General features: G+C 63.1%; 16 protein-coding genes. 9 read left to right on the top strand and 7 right to left on the bottom strand.

Annotated features, from left to right (window positions below; all coding sequences use genetic code 11):
• The first annotated feature begins 121 nt into the window (after nucleotides 1-121).
• Nucleotides 122-760, top strand: coding sequence for an HD domain-containing protein (locus tag ACNJ7E_RS30480; protein WP_280784278.1), 639 nt, complete (start codon nucleotides 122-124; stop codon nucleotides 758-760).
• A gap of 15 nt (nucleotides 761-775) precedes the next feature.
• Here ACNJ7E_RS30480 and ACNJ7E_RS30475 read toward each other — a convergent pair whose 3' ends face one another.
• Complete coding sequence (locus tag ACNJ7E_RS30475) at nucleotides 776-2,077, bottom strand: MmgE/PrpD family protein (RefSeq protein ID WP_418341705.1); 1,302 nt, start codon at nucleotides 2,075-2,077, stop codon at nucleotides 776-778.
• Nucleotides 2,078-2,457: 380 nt separating this feature from the next.
• Between ACNJ7E_RS30475 and ACNJ7E_RS30470 the strand changes: the two genes are divergently transcribed.
• On the top strand, nucleotides 2,458-3,762 hold the full coding sequence (locus ACNJ7E_RS30470; RefSeq protein WP_418341689.1) for an MFS transporter: 1,305 nt from the start codon (nucleotides 2,458-2,460) through the stop codon (nucleotides 3,760-3,762).
• Nucleotides 3,763-3,833: 71 nt separating this feature from the next.
• On the opposite strand, the gene ACNJ7E_RS30465 is transcribed toward ACNJ7E_RS30470, so the two are convergent.
• Entirely contained in the window at nucleotides 3,834-4,574 is a 741-nt protein-coding gene (locus tag ACNJ7E_RS30465) for a GntR family transcriptional regulator (RefSeq protein WP_280784280.1), read from the bottom strand.
• 370 nt (nucleotides 4,575-4,944) lie between these two features.
• On the opposite strand from ACNJ7E_RS30465, the gene ACNJ7E_RS30460 reads away from it, so the two are divergent.
• From ACNJ7E_RS30460 to ACNJ7E_RS30440, 5 genes are all read left to right on the top strand, one after another.
• Nucleotides 4,945-6,135: an acyl-CoA dehydrogenase family protein gene (locus tag ACNJ7E_RS30460; RefSeq protein ID WP_280784281.1), complete on the top strand. Its 1,191-nt coding sequence runs from the start codon at nucleotides 4,945-4,947 to the stop codon at nucleotides 6,133-6,135.
• Nucleotides 6,132-7,343, top strand: a complete 1,212-nt coding sequence (locus ACNJ7E_RS30455) for a CaiB/BaiF CoA transferase family protein (RefSeq protein ID WP_280784282.1) — start codon at nucleotides 6,132-6,134, stop codon at nucleotides 7,341-7,343. The genes ACNJ7E_RS30460 and ACNJ7E_RS30455 overlap by 4 nt, the downstream gene beginning before the upstream one ends.
• A gap of 7 nt (nucleotides 7,344-7,350) precedes the next feature.
• Complete coding sequence (locus tag ACNJ7E_RS30450; protein ID WP_105413863.1) at nucleotides 7,351-8,328, top strand: HpcH/HpaI aldolase/citrate lyase family protein; 978 nt, start codon at nucleotides 7,351-7,353, stop codon at nucleotides 8,326-8,328.
• A 3-nt stretch (nucleotides 8,329-8,331) separates the two neighbouring features.
• Complete coding sequence (locus ACNJ7E_RS30445; RefSeq protein WP_283334012.1) at nucleotides 8,332-8,862, top strand: MaoC family dehydratase; 531 nt, start codon at nucleotides 8,332-8,334, stop codon at nucleotides 8,860-8,862.
• A 278-nt stretch (nucleotides 8,863-9,140) separates the two neighbouring features.
• Entirely contained in the window at nucleotides 9,141-10,577 is a 1,437-nt protein-coding gene (locus ACNJ7E_RS30440) for an aldehyde dehydrogenase family protein (protein WP_280784285.1), read from the top strand.
• A 204-nt stretch (nucleotides 10,578-10,781) separates the two neighbouring features.
• Here ACNJ7E_RS30440 and ACNJ7E_RS30435 read toward each other — a convergent pair whose 3' ends face one another.
• From ACNJ7E_RS30435 to ACNJ7E_RS30420, 4 genes are all read right to left on the bottom strand, one after another.
• The gene (locus ACNJ7E_RS30435) at nucleotides 10,782-11,519 is read right to left on the bottom strand and encodes an IclR family transcriptional regulator (RefSeq protein WP_005253146.1); all 738 of its coding nucleotides are present in this window, start codon (nucleotides 11,517-11,519) and stop codon (nucleotides 10,782-10,784) included.
• Nucleotides 11,520-11,619: 100 nt separating this feature from the next.
• Nucleotides 11,620-12,075 (bottom strand): PaaI family thioesterase, encoded by a 456-nt coding sequence (locus ACNJ7E_RS30430; protein ID WP_280784286.1) that lies wholly within the window; start codon nucleotides 12,073-12,075, stop codon nucleotides 11,620-11,622.
• Between the two features lie 194 nt (nucleotides 12,076-12,269).
• Complete coding sequence (locus ACNJ7E_RS30425; protein WP_280784287.1) at nucleotides 12,270-13,154, bottom strand: alpha/beta fold hydrolase; 885 nt, start codon at nucleotides 13,152-13,154, stop codon at nucleotides 12,270-12,272.
• Nucleotides 13,151-13,558 (bottom strand): hypothetical protein, encoded by a 408-nt coding sequence (locus tag ACNJ7E_RS30420; protein ID WP_280784288.1) that lies wholly within the window; start codon nucleotides 13,556-13,558, stop codon nucleotides 13,151-13,153. The genes ACNJ7E_RS30425 and ACNJ7E_RS30420 overlap by 4 nt, the downstream gene beginning before the upstream one ends.
• A 403-nt stretch (nucleotides 13,559-13,961) precedes the next feature.
• Between ACNJ7E_RS30420 and ACNJ7E_RS30415 the strand changes: the two genes are divergently transcribed.
• A complete protein-coding gene (locus ACNJ7E_RS30415) occupies nucleotides 13,962-14,984 on the top strand; it encodes a 3-isopropylmalate dehydrogenase (RefSeq protein WP_418341704.1) in 1,023 nt (340 codons plus the stop codon).
• Nucleotide 14,985: 1 nt separating this feature from the next.
• Here ACNJ7E_RS30415 and ACNJ7E_RS30410 read toward each other — a convergent pair whose 3' ends face one another.
• Entirely contained in the window at nucleotides 14,986-15,369 is a 384-nt protein-coding gene (locus tag ACNJ7E_RS30410; RefSeq protein ID WP_280784289.1) for an ArsR/SmtB family transcription factor, read from the bottom strand.
• A gap of 104 nt (nucleotides 15,370-15,473) precedes the next feature.
• Here ACNJ7E_RS30410 and ACNJ7E_RS30405 point away from each other — a divergent pair, with 104 nt between their 5' ends.
• Complete coding sequence (locus ACNJ7E_RS30405) at nucleotides 15,474-16,760, top strand: MFS transporter (protein ID WP_418341688.1); 1,287 nt, start codon at nucleotides 15,474-15,476, stop codon at nucleotides 16,758-16,760.
• The last annotated feature ends 54 nt before the right edge of the window (nucleotides 16,761-16,814 follow it).

The following is a 16,814-nucleotide window of genomic DNA, read 5'->3' as shown; positions in this document are numbered from 1 at the left end:
GGACATGTCCCGATCTGTGCGGAAGTGGGCCGGAATGGCGGTTTCCGCCGCGGTTGACAATGTCACTGTGAAGTAGATCAGCCGCGCCCCGCGGACCAGAGCCTCCGCAAGCGAGAAACGCATGACCGACACCGTCGCAGGCATCGACATTCCCGACAACGTCCTGGTCACCGAAGCCACGGAATTGGTGCGGGAGGCCGCGAACCCGTTGATCTACCACCACTCCCGGCGCGTGTTCCTGTTCGGCTCACTCCGAGCCCGACACCAGAAACTCGCGTTCGATGCCGAACTGTTGTACGTCGGGGCCATGTTCCACGACCTCGGACTCACGACGAAATACCGACGCGCGGATCAGCGATTCGAGATCGACGCCGCCGACGAGGCCCGCAATTTCCTCCGCTCCCACGGAATCGGCGAAGACGAGGCAGACACGGTGTGGACGAGCATCGCACTCCACACCACCCCCGAGATTCCACTGCATATGGCACCGGAGATCGCGCTGCTTACCCGCGGCGTCGAACTCGACGTACTCGGTATCGGATACGACGCGATCACCGACGAGGAACGCGCCGCCGTCGTTGCCTCCCACCCGCGGCCGGACTTCAAGAACGAGATCCTCGCTGCCTTCACGGATGGACTCGAAGACCGCCCGGATACTACGTTCGGCAACGTGAAGGCCGATGTGCTGGCACACTTCGTTCCCGGATTCGTCCGGGGTGACTTCGTCGATGTGATCCTGAACTCCGCTTGGTCGGAATGATGTCCGTGCGGTTCTTCAGTTGACACCGCCCGGCAGATGACGTTGCAGCAATGCCGCTGCCGAAACCCAGTCCAGGTTCATAATCTCGGCCGCCCGTTCGTCACCGACACACCCTCGAACTTTGGCTTCGAAATCTGCGACAGATGCAGGCCGGCGCGGATGCCCCACAGGCAGGTCGACCACGGCCTCGAGTTGTGATCCGTCGCGGAGTTCGACGACTACCGTGCAGTCTCCATCGAGCACCCCCTCGCCCACAGGCTCGGCGACCAGACTGACGCGGTCGAGAATGCTCCGCACTTCCGGCCGCTGCACAGCAGCGTCGGTGAAGCTCCCGATATCGGGGAACCCGTCCAGCAGGGCTGCCGCGATGCCGTAGTTCAGCGAGAACTTACCTTCCAGACCCGAACTCGGAAAGTTGTGTATCAACGGCAAAACCGCGCTGCGCGGAGTGTGCACCCGTATGCGGGCGATGTCGTCGATCGATAACGAACCAAGCGACCGAACCGCCGCGATTGGACGCTGGAGCGCGTAGCAACACGGGTGAAGCTTCAGCCCGAGACCATCCGGAATGATGGGACCTTCGACTTGCGGGGACATCCGCCCGCCGACGAGCCGGAACCATTCACCGACAGCACGAGGGTCGGCAGTCGCGCCGACAGCGGCGAGTCCGGCCGCACGCACACCAGCTTCGGCGGCGAATCCGACCTGAATCGACTTGCCTGCGGTGCCGAAGGCCTGGCGGACGCCACCTGCGGCGGGAACGGCGTGTGCCATCGCAGTGGCGATACCGTCAGAATCGAGCCCGAGCGACAGCCCCGCAGCGACAGCAGCCGAGATGGCACCGACTGTCGCGGTGGTGTGCCACCCCTGTGTGTAGTGGTTCCAACCGAGCGCGGTACCCAGACGTGCCATCACACCCGCCGCCGCCAGGTACTCCCGCCCACCGCCGCCCACCGCCAACGTCGCGGGAACGCACACCACACTGACGTGGGTGGTGGAGGGTATGTGCAGATCGTCGAAATCGAGCACGTGCCCGACCGCTGCCCAGCGAAGCGCAGCCGGCAGCCCATCCGTCCACGCAGCTGCCGGATCATCCAGTGCGGCAAGGGTCACTGCAACGGTGTCGACCAGAGCACGTCGAGCGAGATCGAGATCCGCGGCCCCTGGCTCGATACCTGCGGCCCACACTGCGAGATCGTGCGCGATGGCATCGGTTGATTCGTGCGGCGCAATCGTCATAGCCCACTCCTTCCCCCACCGGTGCGCCCATTGCGCCCAGCTGAACAATCTATGGCACACCATACCGCTAGTCGGCACAGCATCCAAGATGCATCCCCTGCTCTCCGTGATGCCGCCTGCACGTTCGCTACCTCCGCCGACCTACCTGCCCGGCAGCGCACAACGCTGTGACTGGTGGGCGAACCCGATGAGGCATCCTTGACAGACTGTGATCCGAGGCACGATACTCACTTTCCGACACACTGTGCCGCTATGCAGCACGATCGATGTCGGCTTCACTATCGACGCCCCTGTGACGGGCTCGCACCGATTGCAGATTTCCCGTGCGATATTCGAAGTCACGGGTCCGGGGTGGTCAGTCCCCCAAAACTCTCCCACGAATGGAACCTCATCGAGCCACAGGCAGCCGAGTGCCTTCCAGAATCACGAGCAACGCCTTCACAGAAAGACAATTCTCAATGAAGATAGAAACTTCCGATCAAACGGCTGTCTTGAATCCGAGACGACAGCTGATCGCCGGCACCATCGGACACTCGGTCGAGTTCTTCGATTTCCTCGCGTACTCCTACCTCGCGGTCTATTTCGCATCTTCCTTCTTTCCCTCTTCCGAGTCGGGGCTGGTGCCGCTCCTGAGCGCATTCGGCGTCTTTGCCGTCGGGTTCCTCGCACGTCCGCTGGCGGGACTCTTCATCGGACTATTCGCAGATCGGTACGGCAGGCGGCGAGCCTTGAGCCTCACCATCAGCCTCATGGCAGGCGGCAGCCTGCTTGTCGCCGTCTGCCCCACGTACAGCCAGATCGGTGTCGCCGCGCCCATAATCCTCACCGTTGCCCGCATCCTGCAGGGATTGTCCGCTGGAGGGGAATACACGACGGCTGGTGCCTTCATCGTCGAATCCGCACCCGCCGGCCGACGTGGTTTCTACTCGAGCTTCATGTTCGTCGCGTCGGGCATAGGGAAGTTGACATGTCTCGCCTTCATCACCGTGTTCGTCGCACTCATCGGTGAAGATGCGATGCGGGACTACGGTTGGCGAATCCCCTTCGCTGTCGGCGCCCTGGCTGCGATCGTGGCCTGGTACATTCGCCGCGGGACGCAGGAAACCCTCGGGACTACCGTCTCCGACGAGGGCGGCGCGGCACCGGGCAGCCGCAACCCGCTCAATGCTCTGCAGCGTTACCCCAGGCAGTCCCTGATCGTGTTTGCGATCGCCACCGGAATGGGCGTTGGACAATACTTTTGGGCGACGTACCTGACTACGTACTTCCAGATCCAGAACGGCGCCTCTGCCACCACCGCAATGACGGTCGGCATCATCACGCTGATCCTCTACACACTCGCACAGCCGGTGGCCGGGCTGATCTCCGACAGATATGGACGTAAGCCGTGCATGTACGCATTCGGCGTCGGCACCGTCATCGTGACGCCTTTCCTGCTCTCGATAACAAGTTCGAACTTTTCGGTTCTGATATGCATTCAGCTCATCGGGCTACTGTTGTTGAGCCTCTGCACATCGATCACGTCAGCTGTGATGGTCGAAAACTTCCCACCGCACGTACGAGTGAGCGGCCTAGGTTTTCCCTACTCGCTCTCGGTGGCAATCTTCGGCGGAACGGTCCCGCTTGTTGCCACTAGCCTGGCCAATGCCGGTTACTCCCAGTATTTTCCGTGGTACATCGTGGCCACCGCGATTATCACGCTCCTGGGGGCCATAGCGGTGCCGGAAACGTTCCGCAGCGACATTTCGGGCGAAGATTCCTGATCGACATTTCTCCCCCTGTTCGCGGGATTCGCTCCTTCTCGGGCCGCCTCTGGCGGCCCGAGAAGGACCCGTCAACTTCTGCCAATGGTGTTTCGGTAGGTGTAGTGCTCGGGTAAGTAGTAGCTGACCGCCAACTCGACTGCCCGACTGTCCGAATCGAGATACACACGATCGGCGCGCAACAGCGGATGTCCGGCGGGGCAATCGAGGTGATGGGCGGTCTCCTCGGTCGCCGGCGCCACGGTGATCGACTGCACGAGTTCGACAACGGGAGACGCCAGGTGGGGTTCCAGAAGACCGATGATCGTGTGCGCTCCGATCGCGCCCGGCTCCGTCCCCACGCCGCCACACAGATGCTGCGCGTGCAGATCCGGCAGATGGACGGTCGTCATCGCGAACACGATCCCCGCGTACCGGCGTACATACGCGATCGTGGAGACGAAGTCATTGTCGAGGCGTAAACGGCTTGCGGCTTCGATATCGGCCCTACGTCGCAGAGGCGCGACAATTTCCGTGGTGGTACCAGCGGGGAGATTGGTCAGTTCTTCTATCGCTCCGAGCCGCCGGAGACGCCTACTCCCCAGTTCGGAGACGAACGTGCCCCTCCCCGGAACGCGATAGACCAGGCCATCCGCCACGAGATCGTAGAATGCTCGCCGCACCGTCTGCCGACTCAATCCATACTGTTCGGCAAGTTCGAGTTCCGTGGGAAGCTGGCGACCACCGTGGAAGTGGCCTGCGGCGATTTGCTCGCGCAGCGCGTGGGACAACCGCCGATGCGCCGGCGCTTGTTTGTTGCCACGGACACCCATGAGCCCACACCGATCCGTTCCTGTCGCCCTTCGGCATCAACCATCGCCGCGTGGTGCTGTCTTCGCAGGCCGACCCATCTGGATCGGACGCGAACCATGGTAGTCGATATCGGCACGCTATTCCAGATAACGGCACACCACTTCCCCTCTCTACGCACCCGGCAACCCTGCCCACAGCGCGAGTCCTGGCCAACATCGGAGAACGAGGACCGGACACGACGTCGGTTGTAATGCGCCTTTGACCTGCATAGACAACGTTGTTTCCACCACTCGTCAGAGGGAGGGTTGACCAATACGGCTCCGGTGGGGCATTCTAATTCATATCGGAACACTGTGCCGCTTAGAGGCACGGATGAAGGGTTGAAGCCTCATGACTGCTGTAGTTGACGACGTCGGTTCGTCAGGAGCCGGGTATCTCACCGACGAGCGCCTCGCGATCCAGACGATGGCGCGAGAGTTCGCCGCCAAGGAAGTACTGCCCGTGGCGAACGAACTCGATCCGGTCAAGGGCGAGATTCCGATGGAACTGCGCCAGAAGATGGCCGAGCTAGGATTTTTCGGTGTTCTGATTCCCGAGGAATACGGCGGGCTGGGCCTCGGGGTCTTCGAATACGCCCTGATCGTCGAGGAACTTGCCCGCGCGTGGATGAGCGTGTCGAGCCTGATCGCTCGCGGACAACAATTCACCGCTGGTTTCACCGAGGAACAGCGCCGCGAGTACCTGCCGCGGATGGCTACGGGCGATTTCCTCAGTGCCTTTGCCTTGTCCGAGCCCGATGCAGGATCCGATGTGGCAGCGCTGTCGACTCGGGCCCGCAGAGAAGCGGACGGGTGGCGGATCAGCGGCCAGAAGATGTGGTGCACGTTCGCCGACGGAGCCGACTATCTTCAGGTATTCGCCCGTACGTCACCCATTGACCGCGACCACCGATCGCGCGGTATCAGCTGTTTCATCATGCCGAAGCCTCGGGGTGAGCTCCCCCCGGGAGTGACGGGCACGCCCGTACGCAAGATCGGATATCACGGATGGAAGACGTGGGAGCTGTCCTTCGACAACGCCTACGCCGCTGGTGACTCCATGGTCGGCCCCGAAGGCGAGGGCTTCAAGGTCGCAATGGGCGATCTCGAGACCGCCCGGATTCATACCGCCGCCCGCGCCATCGGCGTGGCACGCGGAGCGCTCGAGGACTCCGTTGCCTATGCGCGGCAACGCGTCCAGTTCGGCCGATCGATCGGCGAGAACCAGGCGATCCGATTCAAGATCGCGCACATGGCCACCGAGGTGGAGGCGGCCCGATCGCTGATGTACCGGGTGTGCACCGAAGTCGACGCCGGCCGGCGCAATACCGTGGAAGCATCGATGGTCAAGTACCTCGCCACCGAGATGGCCGAACGAGTAACCAGTGAGGCCCTGCAGATTCACGGCGGTGCCGGATACACCACCGATTTCGCCGTCGAACGGTACTGGCGGGATGCCAAGCTCACCAAAATCTTCGAGGGCACGTCGGAAATCCAGCTGAAGATCATCTCGGATTCGATCCTCGGAAGGCAGACACGATGAGATCGCTGGCCGCCGGGCCACTGAACGATGTCGTGGTGATCGACCTGACGACCATGCTCGCGGGTCCCTTCGCCACCATGGTCCTCGGAGATCTGGGCGCCGACGTGATCAAGGTCGAACCCCCTCATGGTGACTTCATCCGAGAGCAGGGACCGTTCGCACCGGATGACGAACTACGCGCATTCGGTGGGTATTTTCAGAGCGTCAATCGCAACAAGCGCAGTGTCGTTCTCGACCTCACCACCGAGGAGGGGCGCGCCTCGCTGCTCGACCTGGTCGCGCACGCCGATGTCGTCGTGGAGAACTTCCGCCACGGGGTCATGGACCGGCTGGGGCTGTCCTACGAGCGACTCCAGGAGAAGAATCCCCACCTGGTATATGCGGCGATCCGCGGATTCGGTGACGAACGCACCGGCAGCAGCCCGATGCGGGACTGGCCGGCGTACGACATCACCGTCCAGGCCGTCAGCGGCTTGATGGAAATCACCGGCGAGCCCGACCGCCCCCCGATCAAGACCGGTCCCGGTCTCGGTGACACCGTGCCTGCGCTCTTCGCGGTGATCGGCCTGCTGTCGGCCGTGCACCGTGCTCGCCGCGACGGAGTCGGCGGCTTCGTCGACGTGTCGATGTACGACGCCATGCTGGCGATGTGCGAACGCGCCGTCTACCAGCACTCCTACACCGGCGAAGTACCGACCCGGCAGGGAAACAGCCATCCCCTGCTCTGTCCCTTCGATGTCGTGCCCGCGGCAGACGGGTGGGTCAGTATCGCCGCGCCGGGCAACAAACATTGGCAGCAACTCTGCGCGGCAATCGGTCGCCCCGAGTTGGCTACGGACGAACGCACAAGGGACAACGTCAGCCGACTGGCCAATCGTGACTTCACCATGTCTGCGGTGACCGCGTGGACAACCACCCGGACCAAGGACCAGATCGTGGAAACACTCGGCGGCAAGGTCCCGGTGGCACCGGTCAATACCGTCGAGGACATCTATGCGGATCCCCACGTGCGTGCCCGCAACATGTTGGTCGAGGTCGATCATCCCGGCGTGTCCCACCCGCTGACGATCGCCAACTCTCCGATCAAGTTCGCGGATGCGCCCCCGACCCATGTCCGGCGAGCACCGCTACTCGGTGAGCATACCGATGAAGTGCTGGCCCAGTTCGACAACACCACAGCTGCCTTTCAGCTCGAAGAAACAAGATAGGGAGATCATGTCCAGAACACAACGACCGCGGCGTTCCTGCCTCGCGGTTCCCGGTTCGAACCCGAAGATGATCGAGAAGGCGAAGGGTCTCGATTCCGACCAGGTCTTCCTGGACCTCGAGGACGCGTGTGCTCCACTCGCGAAACCTGGTGCGCGCAAGACCATCGTCTCGGCACTCAACGAAGGTGGGTGGGGGTCGAAGATTCGCGTGGTGCGGGTCAACGACCTCACGACCCACTGGACCTATCGTGACGTGGTCGAGGTCGTCGAAGGTGCCGGTCAGAATCTCGACTGCATCATGCTTCCGAAGGTGCAGTCGGCTGCCCAGATCGCCTGGCTCGACTTCACTCTGACCCAGATAGAGAAGACCATGGGTTTCGAGGTAGGCCGAATCGGAATCGAGGCGCAGATCGAGGACGCCGCCGGATTGATCAACGTCGACGAGATCGCAGCCGCGTCGCCGCGCATCGAAACGATCATCTTCGGCCCCGGCGACTTCATGGCGAGCATCAACATGAAGTCGCTCGTGATCGGTGAGCAGCCACCGGGCTATGGGGTCGGCGACGCATTCCACTATCCGCTGATGCGAATCCTGATGGCCGCCCGAGCCAACGGGCTGCAAGCGATCGACGGACCCTATGTTCAGGTCCGAAACGTCGACGGCTTCCGCCGGGTTGCCGGACAGGCCGCTGCACTCGGCTACGACGGGAAATGGGTGCTGCATCCGGCCCAGATCGACGCCGCCAACGACACCTTCAGTCCCGCCCAGGCCGACTACGACCACGCCGAAAACATTCTCGCCGCGTACGAGTGGTTCACCTCCGACCAGGGCGGCCGCAAGGGCGCTGTGATGCTCGGCGACGAAATGATCGACGAGGCGTCCCGCAAGATGGCGTTGGTCATCGCCGGCCAGGGCCGCGCGGCCGGCATGGAACGACTCGATGTGTGGAAGCCGGAGACCGAGACCGTAGAGAGCGGTGTGTGAACAGTGACGACCACGGAGAAAGTGCAGAACATGCAGTTCGGTCGGTACTTCGAGGATTTCGAAGTCGGAGCAATCTACAGGCATTGGCCAGGCAAGACCGTCACCGAATACGACGATCACCTGTTCTGCCTGCTGACGATGAACCACCACCCGTTGCACATCAACTCTCACTTCGCGGAGGCGACTACAGAATTCGGGCGCAACGTGGTCGTGGGCAACTACGTCTACTCGCTTCTGCTCGGTATGTCCGTACAGGATGTGTCCGGCAAAGCGATCGCCAATCTCGAAATCGAATCGTTGCGGCACGTCAAGCCGACGTTCCACGGTGACACGATCTATGGCGAAACCGAGGTCCTGGAAGTCACGCCCTCGAAGTCCAAGGACGACCGAGGCGTCGTGTACGTCGAAACCCGCGGCTACAAGCAGGACGGGCAGATCGTCTGCATCTTCCGACGCAAAGTTCTCGTACCCAAGCGAAGCTACGGCGACGCGCGCGGCGGCGAACAACCCGCTCGACCGCTGCCGCACGCGTAGTCGACTCCGGTTGGGGAGCGTTCCCGTCTGCAACGCCCACAGCCGTTCTCACCGAAGCCGGATGGGATTTGCGGGTCGGCTGCGTGATCCGCGGATCGAGGATTTCGTACCTCCGATCTTCGATCCAGGCCGGGTGTTCCCCCGATGGTGGGAGGACACCCGGCCCTTGACAGAGATCGCGGGAACGAACCAAGCTATCAATAGAAACACTGTGCCATATATCGGCACAAACTCGGTGCGCCGGTCACCCGGCTGCACCACTCGGAATAGGAAGCACAATGCGAGAGCGTTACGAAACGTTCGTCGGCGGACATGACGAGCGCAGTAGGAGTGGGCAGTACTTTTCCACTCGTGATCCCGCCACAGGCGACGTCATCGCCGAAGTCGCGCTCGGCGGAGCGGAGGATATCGAGGCAGCAGTTGCCGTAGCGCAGAGCGCCTTCCGCTCGTGGCGTGACACCCCGGCCGCCACTCGCGGTCGCATTCTCCTCGAGGTCGCCCGCACACTGCGTGAACACGCAGACGAACTGGCCCGAATCGAAACACTCGATACCGGTCAGACGTTGTCGCAGTCGAACGTGGACATCGAGACTGCCGCACGATACTTCGAGTACTACGGCGGGGCGGCAGACAAGGTACACGGCGAGACGATTCCGCTGGGACCCGACTACCTCTCGTACACCCGCAACGAACCGTTCGGCGTGATCGGTGTCGTCACACCCTGGAATGCGCCGATCAACCAGGCCGCGCGGGCCATCGCACCCGCATTGGCGATGGGCAACGTGGTGGTCCTCAAACCCGCCGAGGACACGCCACTGTCGGCACTGGAGATGAGCCGTCTCGCCGTCGAAGCGGGACTGCCCGCAGGGGTTCTCAACGTCGTTCCCGGATTCGGTGCTGATGCGGGAGCTGCGCTGACCGGCCACGACAAGGTCCGCAAGATCGTCTTCACCGGCTCGGTGGAGACCGGCCGGGCGATCATGCGGGCGGCCGCCCAGCGACTGATTCCGCTGACTCTCGAGTTGGGCGGCAAGTCCCCCAACATCGTCTTCGACGACGCCGATCTCGACGCGGCCGCGGCAGGCGCCTGGACCGCGTTCACCACCAAGGCGGGGCAGGTATGTTCTGCCGGCAGCCGGTTGCTGGTGCATTCTTCGGTGCACGACGAGTTGGTCGATCGCCTCGTCCAGCACGCGAAGACCACGGTCATCGCGCCGGGCATCGAGGACCCGGACATCGGATCCCTGGCCACGCGAGGGCAGTTCGACAAGGTCCGCTCGTATCTCGAACTCGGTCCCAGCGAGGGTGCACGTGTCGCGACCGGTGGACACGTCGCCGACACCGGGCGGCTGGGCCGCGGGTTGTTCATCGAGCCGACCATCTTCGTCGACGTCGACAACACGATGCGCGTGGCGCGCGAGGAGATCTTCGGCCCGGTGCTGACGGTGCTCCGATTCGATTCCGATGAGGAGGCGGTCGAGATCGCCAACGACAGCGACTACGGACTCGTCGCGGGGGTCTGGACCCGAGACCACGGCCGGGCCCATCGCGTGGCCGGCGCCATCGAGGCGGGGCAGGTCTTCATCAACCAGTATTTCGCCGGTGGTGTCGAAACCCCGTTCGGTGGATACAAGTTGAGCGGTTTCGGCCGGGAGAAGGGCTTCGAGGCGCTCAAGCACTACTGCCAGCTCAAGACGGTTACCGCACGCCTGTGACGGAGCGGCAACTGTGCCCGAGAGGAACGGAAGTTCCTCTCGGGCATAGTTTCCGACGCGGGGTAACCGCATCAGTTGACGACATCGCCGGACCTGCGAGGTCACCACAGTCGAAGCCCCCGTGCCGCATCTGAGGCACGGGGCGTTTTCCAGGAATCACCGCGAACGAGTTTCGCCTGCGCGGACTAGCGCTTACCGGCGGGATCAGAGCAGTGAACTCACGTTCGCTGCAGTGTCGGAGACCTGCTTTCCCCACCAGGGCACACGATGCTCGTCGAAACGGGTCTCCGGCATCGAGATACCGATGCCACCTACCGGGCATCCCCCCTCCCCCAGCACAGCTGCCCCGACGGCACATACTCCCATCCGGTTCTGATTGACGTTCACCGCATACCCGACGCGGCGGATCTCCTCGATCTTCTTTCGGATCGATTCGGGATCGGTGTCGGTCTGCGGAGTGAGTTGCTGGATGGGATTGGAAAGAATTCTGTCGACCTCGTCGTCCGGCAGGCGCGCCATGATGGCCATTCCACCCGACGTGTGAGGTAGCTGCCATGTGCTGCCGACCTTGATGAAGGTGCGAACCGCCTGATGGGAATCCATGCGTTCGATCTGAACCACCCGTTCCGCACCGTCACGGACCTGGAGTGTGATGGTCTCGTTCGTCAGATCCCGCAGCTCACGCATCGGTTCGAGCGCGACCGTTCGCAAGTCTCCCTTGTCCCAGCCGCGCCGGCCCACGGCGAGTGCCCGTGACGTGAGCTTCCATCGCGTGTACTCGCTCTCATCGCTGCGGATCCAGCCGGCGGATGCGAGTGCCTGAAGAGTCCGCTGCACGGTCGATTTCGGCAACTGAAGGGTGCGTGACAGTTCGCCTACTCCGACCGGCTGGCTCTCCGCCACAGCTTCGAGTACGCGCAAACCTCGTTCGATGCCCTGCACCTACTGTTCCTCTCCCTCGACCGCCGCTCCGCGCGGTGCAACATTTCATACTGTGCCGATTATCGGCACAGTATCTCGAAATGTCCAGTCTGGATGTCCGCTACGGACTCACCGAAAGGCGACCCTCGGCGGCCGCGCCGACGCCGACTGGCGTCGAACTGTCCGCGAGGATCTTGAAGACGCCCGTCGCCGTTGCCACCACCGAGTCGTTCACCCGCAGGTCGGAGTCCGCGAAGACGATCGATGCCGTGCGCCGCACGATACGGGGTGAGCTCGTCAAGAGGTCACCGACCCGGACGATACCGAGGAAACTGACATTCAGCTGCACGGTCGCCATGTTCTGCGTGCCGGTTTCCGCCAGAGCGGTCGAACCGAGAGCTCGGTCGGCGAAGGCCATGATCAGGCCCCCTTGCACGACTCCTCGAAGGTTTCGATGTTTGGGTTCACACCGCAGTCCGTATTCCCGTGCACCGCCTTCTCCGCGACGCAGCAGCAGTGGACCGATCAACCCGATGAACCCACCGTCGCGCACCTCGTCCCATTCGACTTCGCTCACGCCCACCTCAACTTCTACTTCCATCCTGGATTCGATCTTTCATACCCATCGAGTCGGGTCGCGACCTGATGGGTGGCGCGGAGCCGCCGACAGCGAGGTTGGAGGAACTCGCTCGTCGGCGGCCCGCGAGGTTGCGCCGGCCCCGTGCCTCGTGACCACCACGAGCACTGCCGGCCGCGCAACCGGTCAGTGGGTCACTGGGTAGCCGAAAGCACCTTCGACGGCACGGCCGAGTCACGGATTTCCCACAGCACCGGCTTGATGCACCGGAAGAACTGGGCTGCGTCCTCGCTCATCGGGAAGTGTCCGAGTCCCGCCATCGGAACGACCTTCGCACCCTCGATCCGCGCGCCGAGTTCCTCGGCCTCCTCCGGTCCCGTCGCGAAGTCGTATTCGCCGTTGAGGATGTACACGGCGGTCTTCGACGTATCGATGTTCTGTGCCGTTTCCCGAAGATCGTGCTCGACGCTGTAGTAGTGGAGATCACCCCTGAAGACCGGCGGGGACCCCTGGCTGTAGACCCAGGTCGTTTCCCTGCGGCCGGCCTCGGGCGCCGTCGGCGAGGTGAGCGCGTACATCGCCGCCGGCTTGGAGTCGTTGCTGATCTCGGGGTGGAACCAGTAGTCGAGATAGAAGCCGGGCGAATGCAGCGCCGCCTCGAGCGCGATCACGGCACGGAACACGCCGGGGTAGTGCAGGGCCAGATCGGGGGCGAGGTTGCCGCCCATCGAACTACCCATGTACACCGCGTCCTCGCAGTCGAGGGCCTCGGCCATGGCAATGACGAACTTCATGAAGAAGTCCTGGGTCAGGTTGTACTCCTGCTCCCACCATCGCACCGAGAGCGGCGGCAGCGACCGCCCGTGATACGGCAGATCCCACGTGATCACACGGAAGTGCGAGGTGATCTCCTCGTCCTCGAGGAGATGACGATACTGGCGGCCGTCACAGCCGGCGGTGTGCTGGAGAAGCAGCGGGATCCCGGACCCGCTCTCCTCGTAGTAGACCCGGTACTCGACGTCGTCGATCGTGAGATGGACGTACCGCCCGACCGCCTTGTCGAACTTCGTCGTGGTCATTTCGCCTCCTCGGCAACGTTGGTGTACGAACGCATGAAATCGAAGAGTCGCCTGAGCGCGGCGTAGTAGGCGAAGAACATCTTCATGTCTCCCCCATAGCGGAAGTTGTGCCGGGTGACCGCCGAGAAGAGGTCCTGATAGAACGGGCGAGGCACCCGCTGGAAGAACTTGCTCCATTCTTCGATCGACGCCGAGATCTCGATGTCGTAGTTCCGCGCAACCGTCATGAGGTTGTTGCCCTCGGGCGGTGCCATGGAGTCGAGTCGACCGTCACGAATCACCAGCACGTAGGTTTCATCGCCGATCTCCAACCGGACGATGGCGTTCCAGAAGCGCGCCGCAATCTTGAATTCGGGATCCAAGTTGAGCGCCTCTGTGAACCTCTCCGTGTCCACAAATGGCATGGCCTTTCCCTTTCCAGTAAGTCGCTATTCGACCTGCGATCACACGCGGGCGGCGTGGGGTTCGCGAGACATGGCAACCGCGGGCCGCCCCTAGCGGGACTGTGCCGTTCAGCGGTACGCCGTGTCAGTTTCGAGTATGTGCACTGGCTCACAATTTGTCAATACGCCGACGTGGACCTCCGATGCCCGAGCCCGACAGACCCCAGCGCCGAACTGCACCACTCGGAGATGCGCATGGTCCACAGGGTTCGTCGGTTGACGTGAATCCCACTATGTGGCACCGCTATTCCAGCATTTGGGTGAGCGCGATAGCTTCAGTGGACCGACGCCCCTTCCGCCCGCTGCACTCGCGCTGGGCGACTCGTCACGCGCGGACCCAGTCCCACGTTCATAGTTCGGAGATCTGATGAAAATTGCAGTGATTCCCGGGGACGGAATCGGCCCCGAAGTCATCGACCAGGCGGTCAGGACCTTGCACGAGGTTGTCCCCACCATCGACACCAGCTACTTCGACCTGGGCGCCCGAAACTACCGGGCAACGGGTCGCCTGCTCGCCCCGGAAACACTCGACGAGATCCGGCATCACGATGCGATCCTGCTCGGTGCAATCGGCGACCCCACCGTCGCCGCCGGCACACTGGAACGTGGCCTCCTGCTCGAAATGCGCTTCGCGCTAGATCATCACATCAACCTACGCCCGACGAAGACGATGCCCGGCGCGCCTCGAGTGCTTGCCGGAGATGTGAATGTCGACCTGTTGGCAGTCCGGGAGGGAACCGAAGGCCCGTACACCGGCAACGGGGGCGCACTCCGCGTCGGAACGCCCCATGAAGTCGCTACGGAAGTCAGTGTCAACACACGCTTCGGCGTCGATCGACTTCTCCGGGAGGCGTTCGAGCGCGCCACGGTCAGGCGGCAGAGGTTGACGATCGTGCACAAACCGAACGTTCTCGCCTTCGCAGGCTCCTTGTGGACCCGCGCTGCCAACGACCTGGCAGCGCTGTATCCGGACGTCGAGGTTGATCACATGCTCGTCGATGCGGCCATGCTGCATCTCGTCACAAACCCTGCCCGATTCGACGTCATCGCCACCGACAACCTCTTCGGCGACCTCATCACCGATCTCACGTCAGCCCTGGGCGGGGGTGTCGGGCTGGCGGCAAGCGCAAACATCGACGGCTCACGGAGGAACCCCGGCATGTTCGAACCGGTACACGGGAGCGCCCCGGATATCGCAGGTCGAGGAGTCGCCGATCCCACAGCCGCGATCCTCTCGGTCGCGTTGATGTTGCATCACCTCGGGCTGTCACGTGAAGCGAACGCCATCGACCAGGCAGTTCAGGACCACGTCGCATCCCGCGGACAGGAATCCTGCTCCACCGAGGAAATCGGTGAGCAGATCAGGAGCCGAGTGCGCTCCGAATGACTCACACTGCTTCGCCATCGGCCGGCTGCCAGTCCGCAATGAGTTCCACGAGGCCGGGAAAACGCTCATCGAGGTCTTCGATGCGGACTCGGCTTCGTCGCTCGAGCCCGTGCTGCCGCTGTCGGATGACACCCGCCTCCCTGAGCGCTTTGAAGTGGTGGGTGAGGCTCGACTTCGGCCGGTCGAATCCGAACCATCCGCACGTGTGGTCGTATTCCTCGGAGCTGGTCAACAGCCGATTGACGATCGTGAGTCTCAGCGGGTCGGCGAGGACGCCCATGACCCGCTCCAGACGGATCTCCGATGCCGCCGGTTCGGGTAGCGGCGTCGGCAGAGAAGGCTCTTCGCTGTCGCTCGTGCGATAGGTCGGCGCAAGGTCGGTCATAGATCCAGCATAGCGCTAGTACGAATTTTGTCGTACCATCTCTGTACGACATTTCTCGTACTAGTACGACCGGTATCGAACCGGGTGCGGAAGAGGAGACAGCGATGGCAAAGAGTTCGGCCGGCCCGAAGGAACTGAGGTGGTCCCTGGCCGCCGCAAGCACGGTGACAGCCGTATTCGTGCTGTCCAACGCACCCACACCGCTGTACACGCGCTGGCAAGCGGAATGGGGATTCAGTTCCGGAACCTTGACGATCGTGTTCGGGGCGTACATGGTCGGGCTGATCGGGACCCTGCTCGTCGCCGGGAAACTCGCCGATCGATACGGGCGGAAGATCGTGCTCGTCCCGGGCCTGATCGCCGCGGTCACCGCGGCGGGGCTCTTCCTGTCGGCCACGGACGTACTGTGGTTGCTGGCGGCCAGGCTGCTGGCCGGCGCCGCGGTCGGCGCGGCCGTCACAGCGGGCATGTCGGCGACGATCGATCTCGCCCCCGATCACCGGCGCCGGACCGGATCTATGATCGCCTCCGCTGCAATGGTATTCGGTGCCGGACTCGGCCCCCTCCTGTCCGGGGCGCTCTCCCAGCTCATCGACACACCACAGTCCTGGATATTCGGAATCGTGCTCGCGATAACGACGCTGACGCTGGTCGTCGCGATACGGTTGCCACTCCACCGCGGATTCGCAGAGGACGGTCCTGTCGGACCTCTCTGGTCATGGCCTTCCGTTCCTCGCCCGAATCGCCGTGAGCTCGCTTGGGGAGCAGCAGCATTCGCTCCGGGCATCACCTCGACCTCGTTCTTCCTCTCCCTCGGGCCGACAGTCCTCGCCACCGGCATCGACGCCCCCAGCCCGCTACTCGCGGGCGCGGCGGCATGCGGCATGTTTCTGGTAGCAACCGGAATTCAGTTCGCCCTGGCACATCTCCGTACCAGAACCCATCTCGCCCTGAGTTCCGCTGCCGCGTTCGTCTCGATGGCGACGCTGACAGCGAGCGTCACCATCTCCCCTACACCGACGTTGTTCGTCATCGCGGCACTTCTTGCCGGCGCCGCACAGGGCCTCGGCCAGCTTGCGGCGTTGACGCTGATCGGCACCCGCATCGCCTCGAACCATCGCGCCGAAGCAAACGCGACCTTGAACATTGCCGGCTACATTCCTGCGGCTCTACTACCCGTGGGAACGGGCTACCTGATCCAATTCCTCCCCTTCAGCGCAGCCATCATCACGTTCGCGGCAGCCGTCATGGCATTCTCCCTCGCAGCCCTGATCACCGTGCGGATCAGCACAGCCGAACACCTGAGCCCCGGCGCCCCGGACGAGCACGTGATCCGCGGGGAGACGGATGCCGCCACCGAGGAAGCACTGTTGGAAAAGGCGCGGCCATGACCTACGGAGGGTCGTGTCGCCGGGCACCATTTGTCTCCACGTCGATGGGTTGGA

The sequence above is a fragment of the Rhodococcus mengyinensis genome, from assembly GCF_048381435.1.
Classification (GTDB): Bacteria; Actinomycetota; Actinomycetes; order Mycobacteriales; family Mycobacteriaceae; genus Rhodococcus_F; species Rhodococcus_F opacus_D.
Note: the sequence above shows the minus strand (reverse complement) of the source record. Positions and strands in the feature narration are given on the sequence as shown.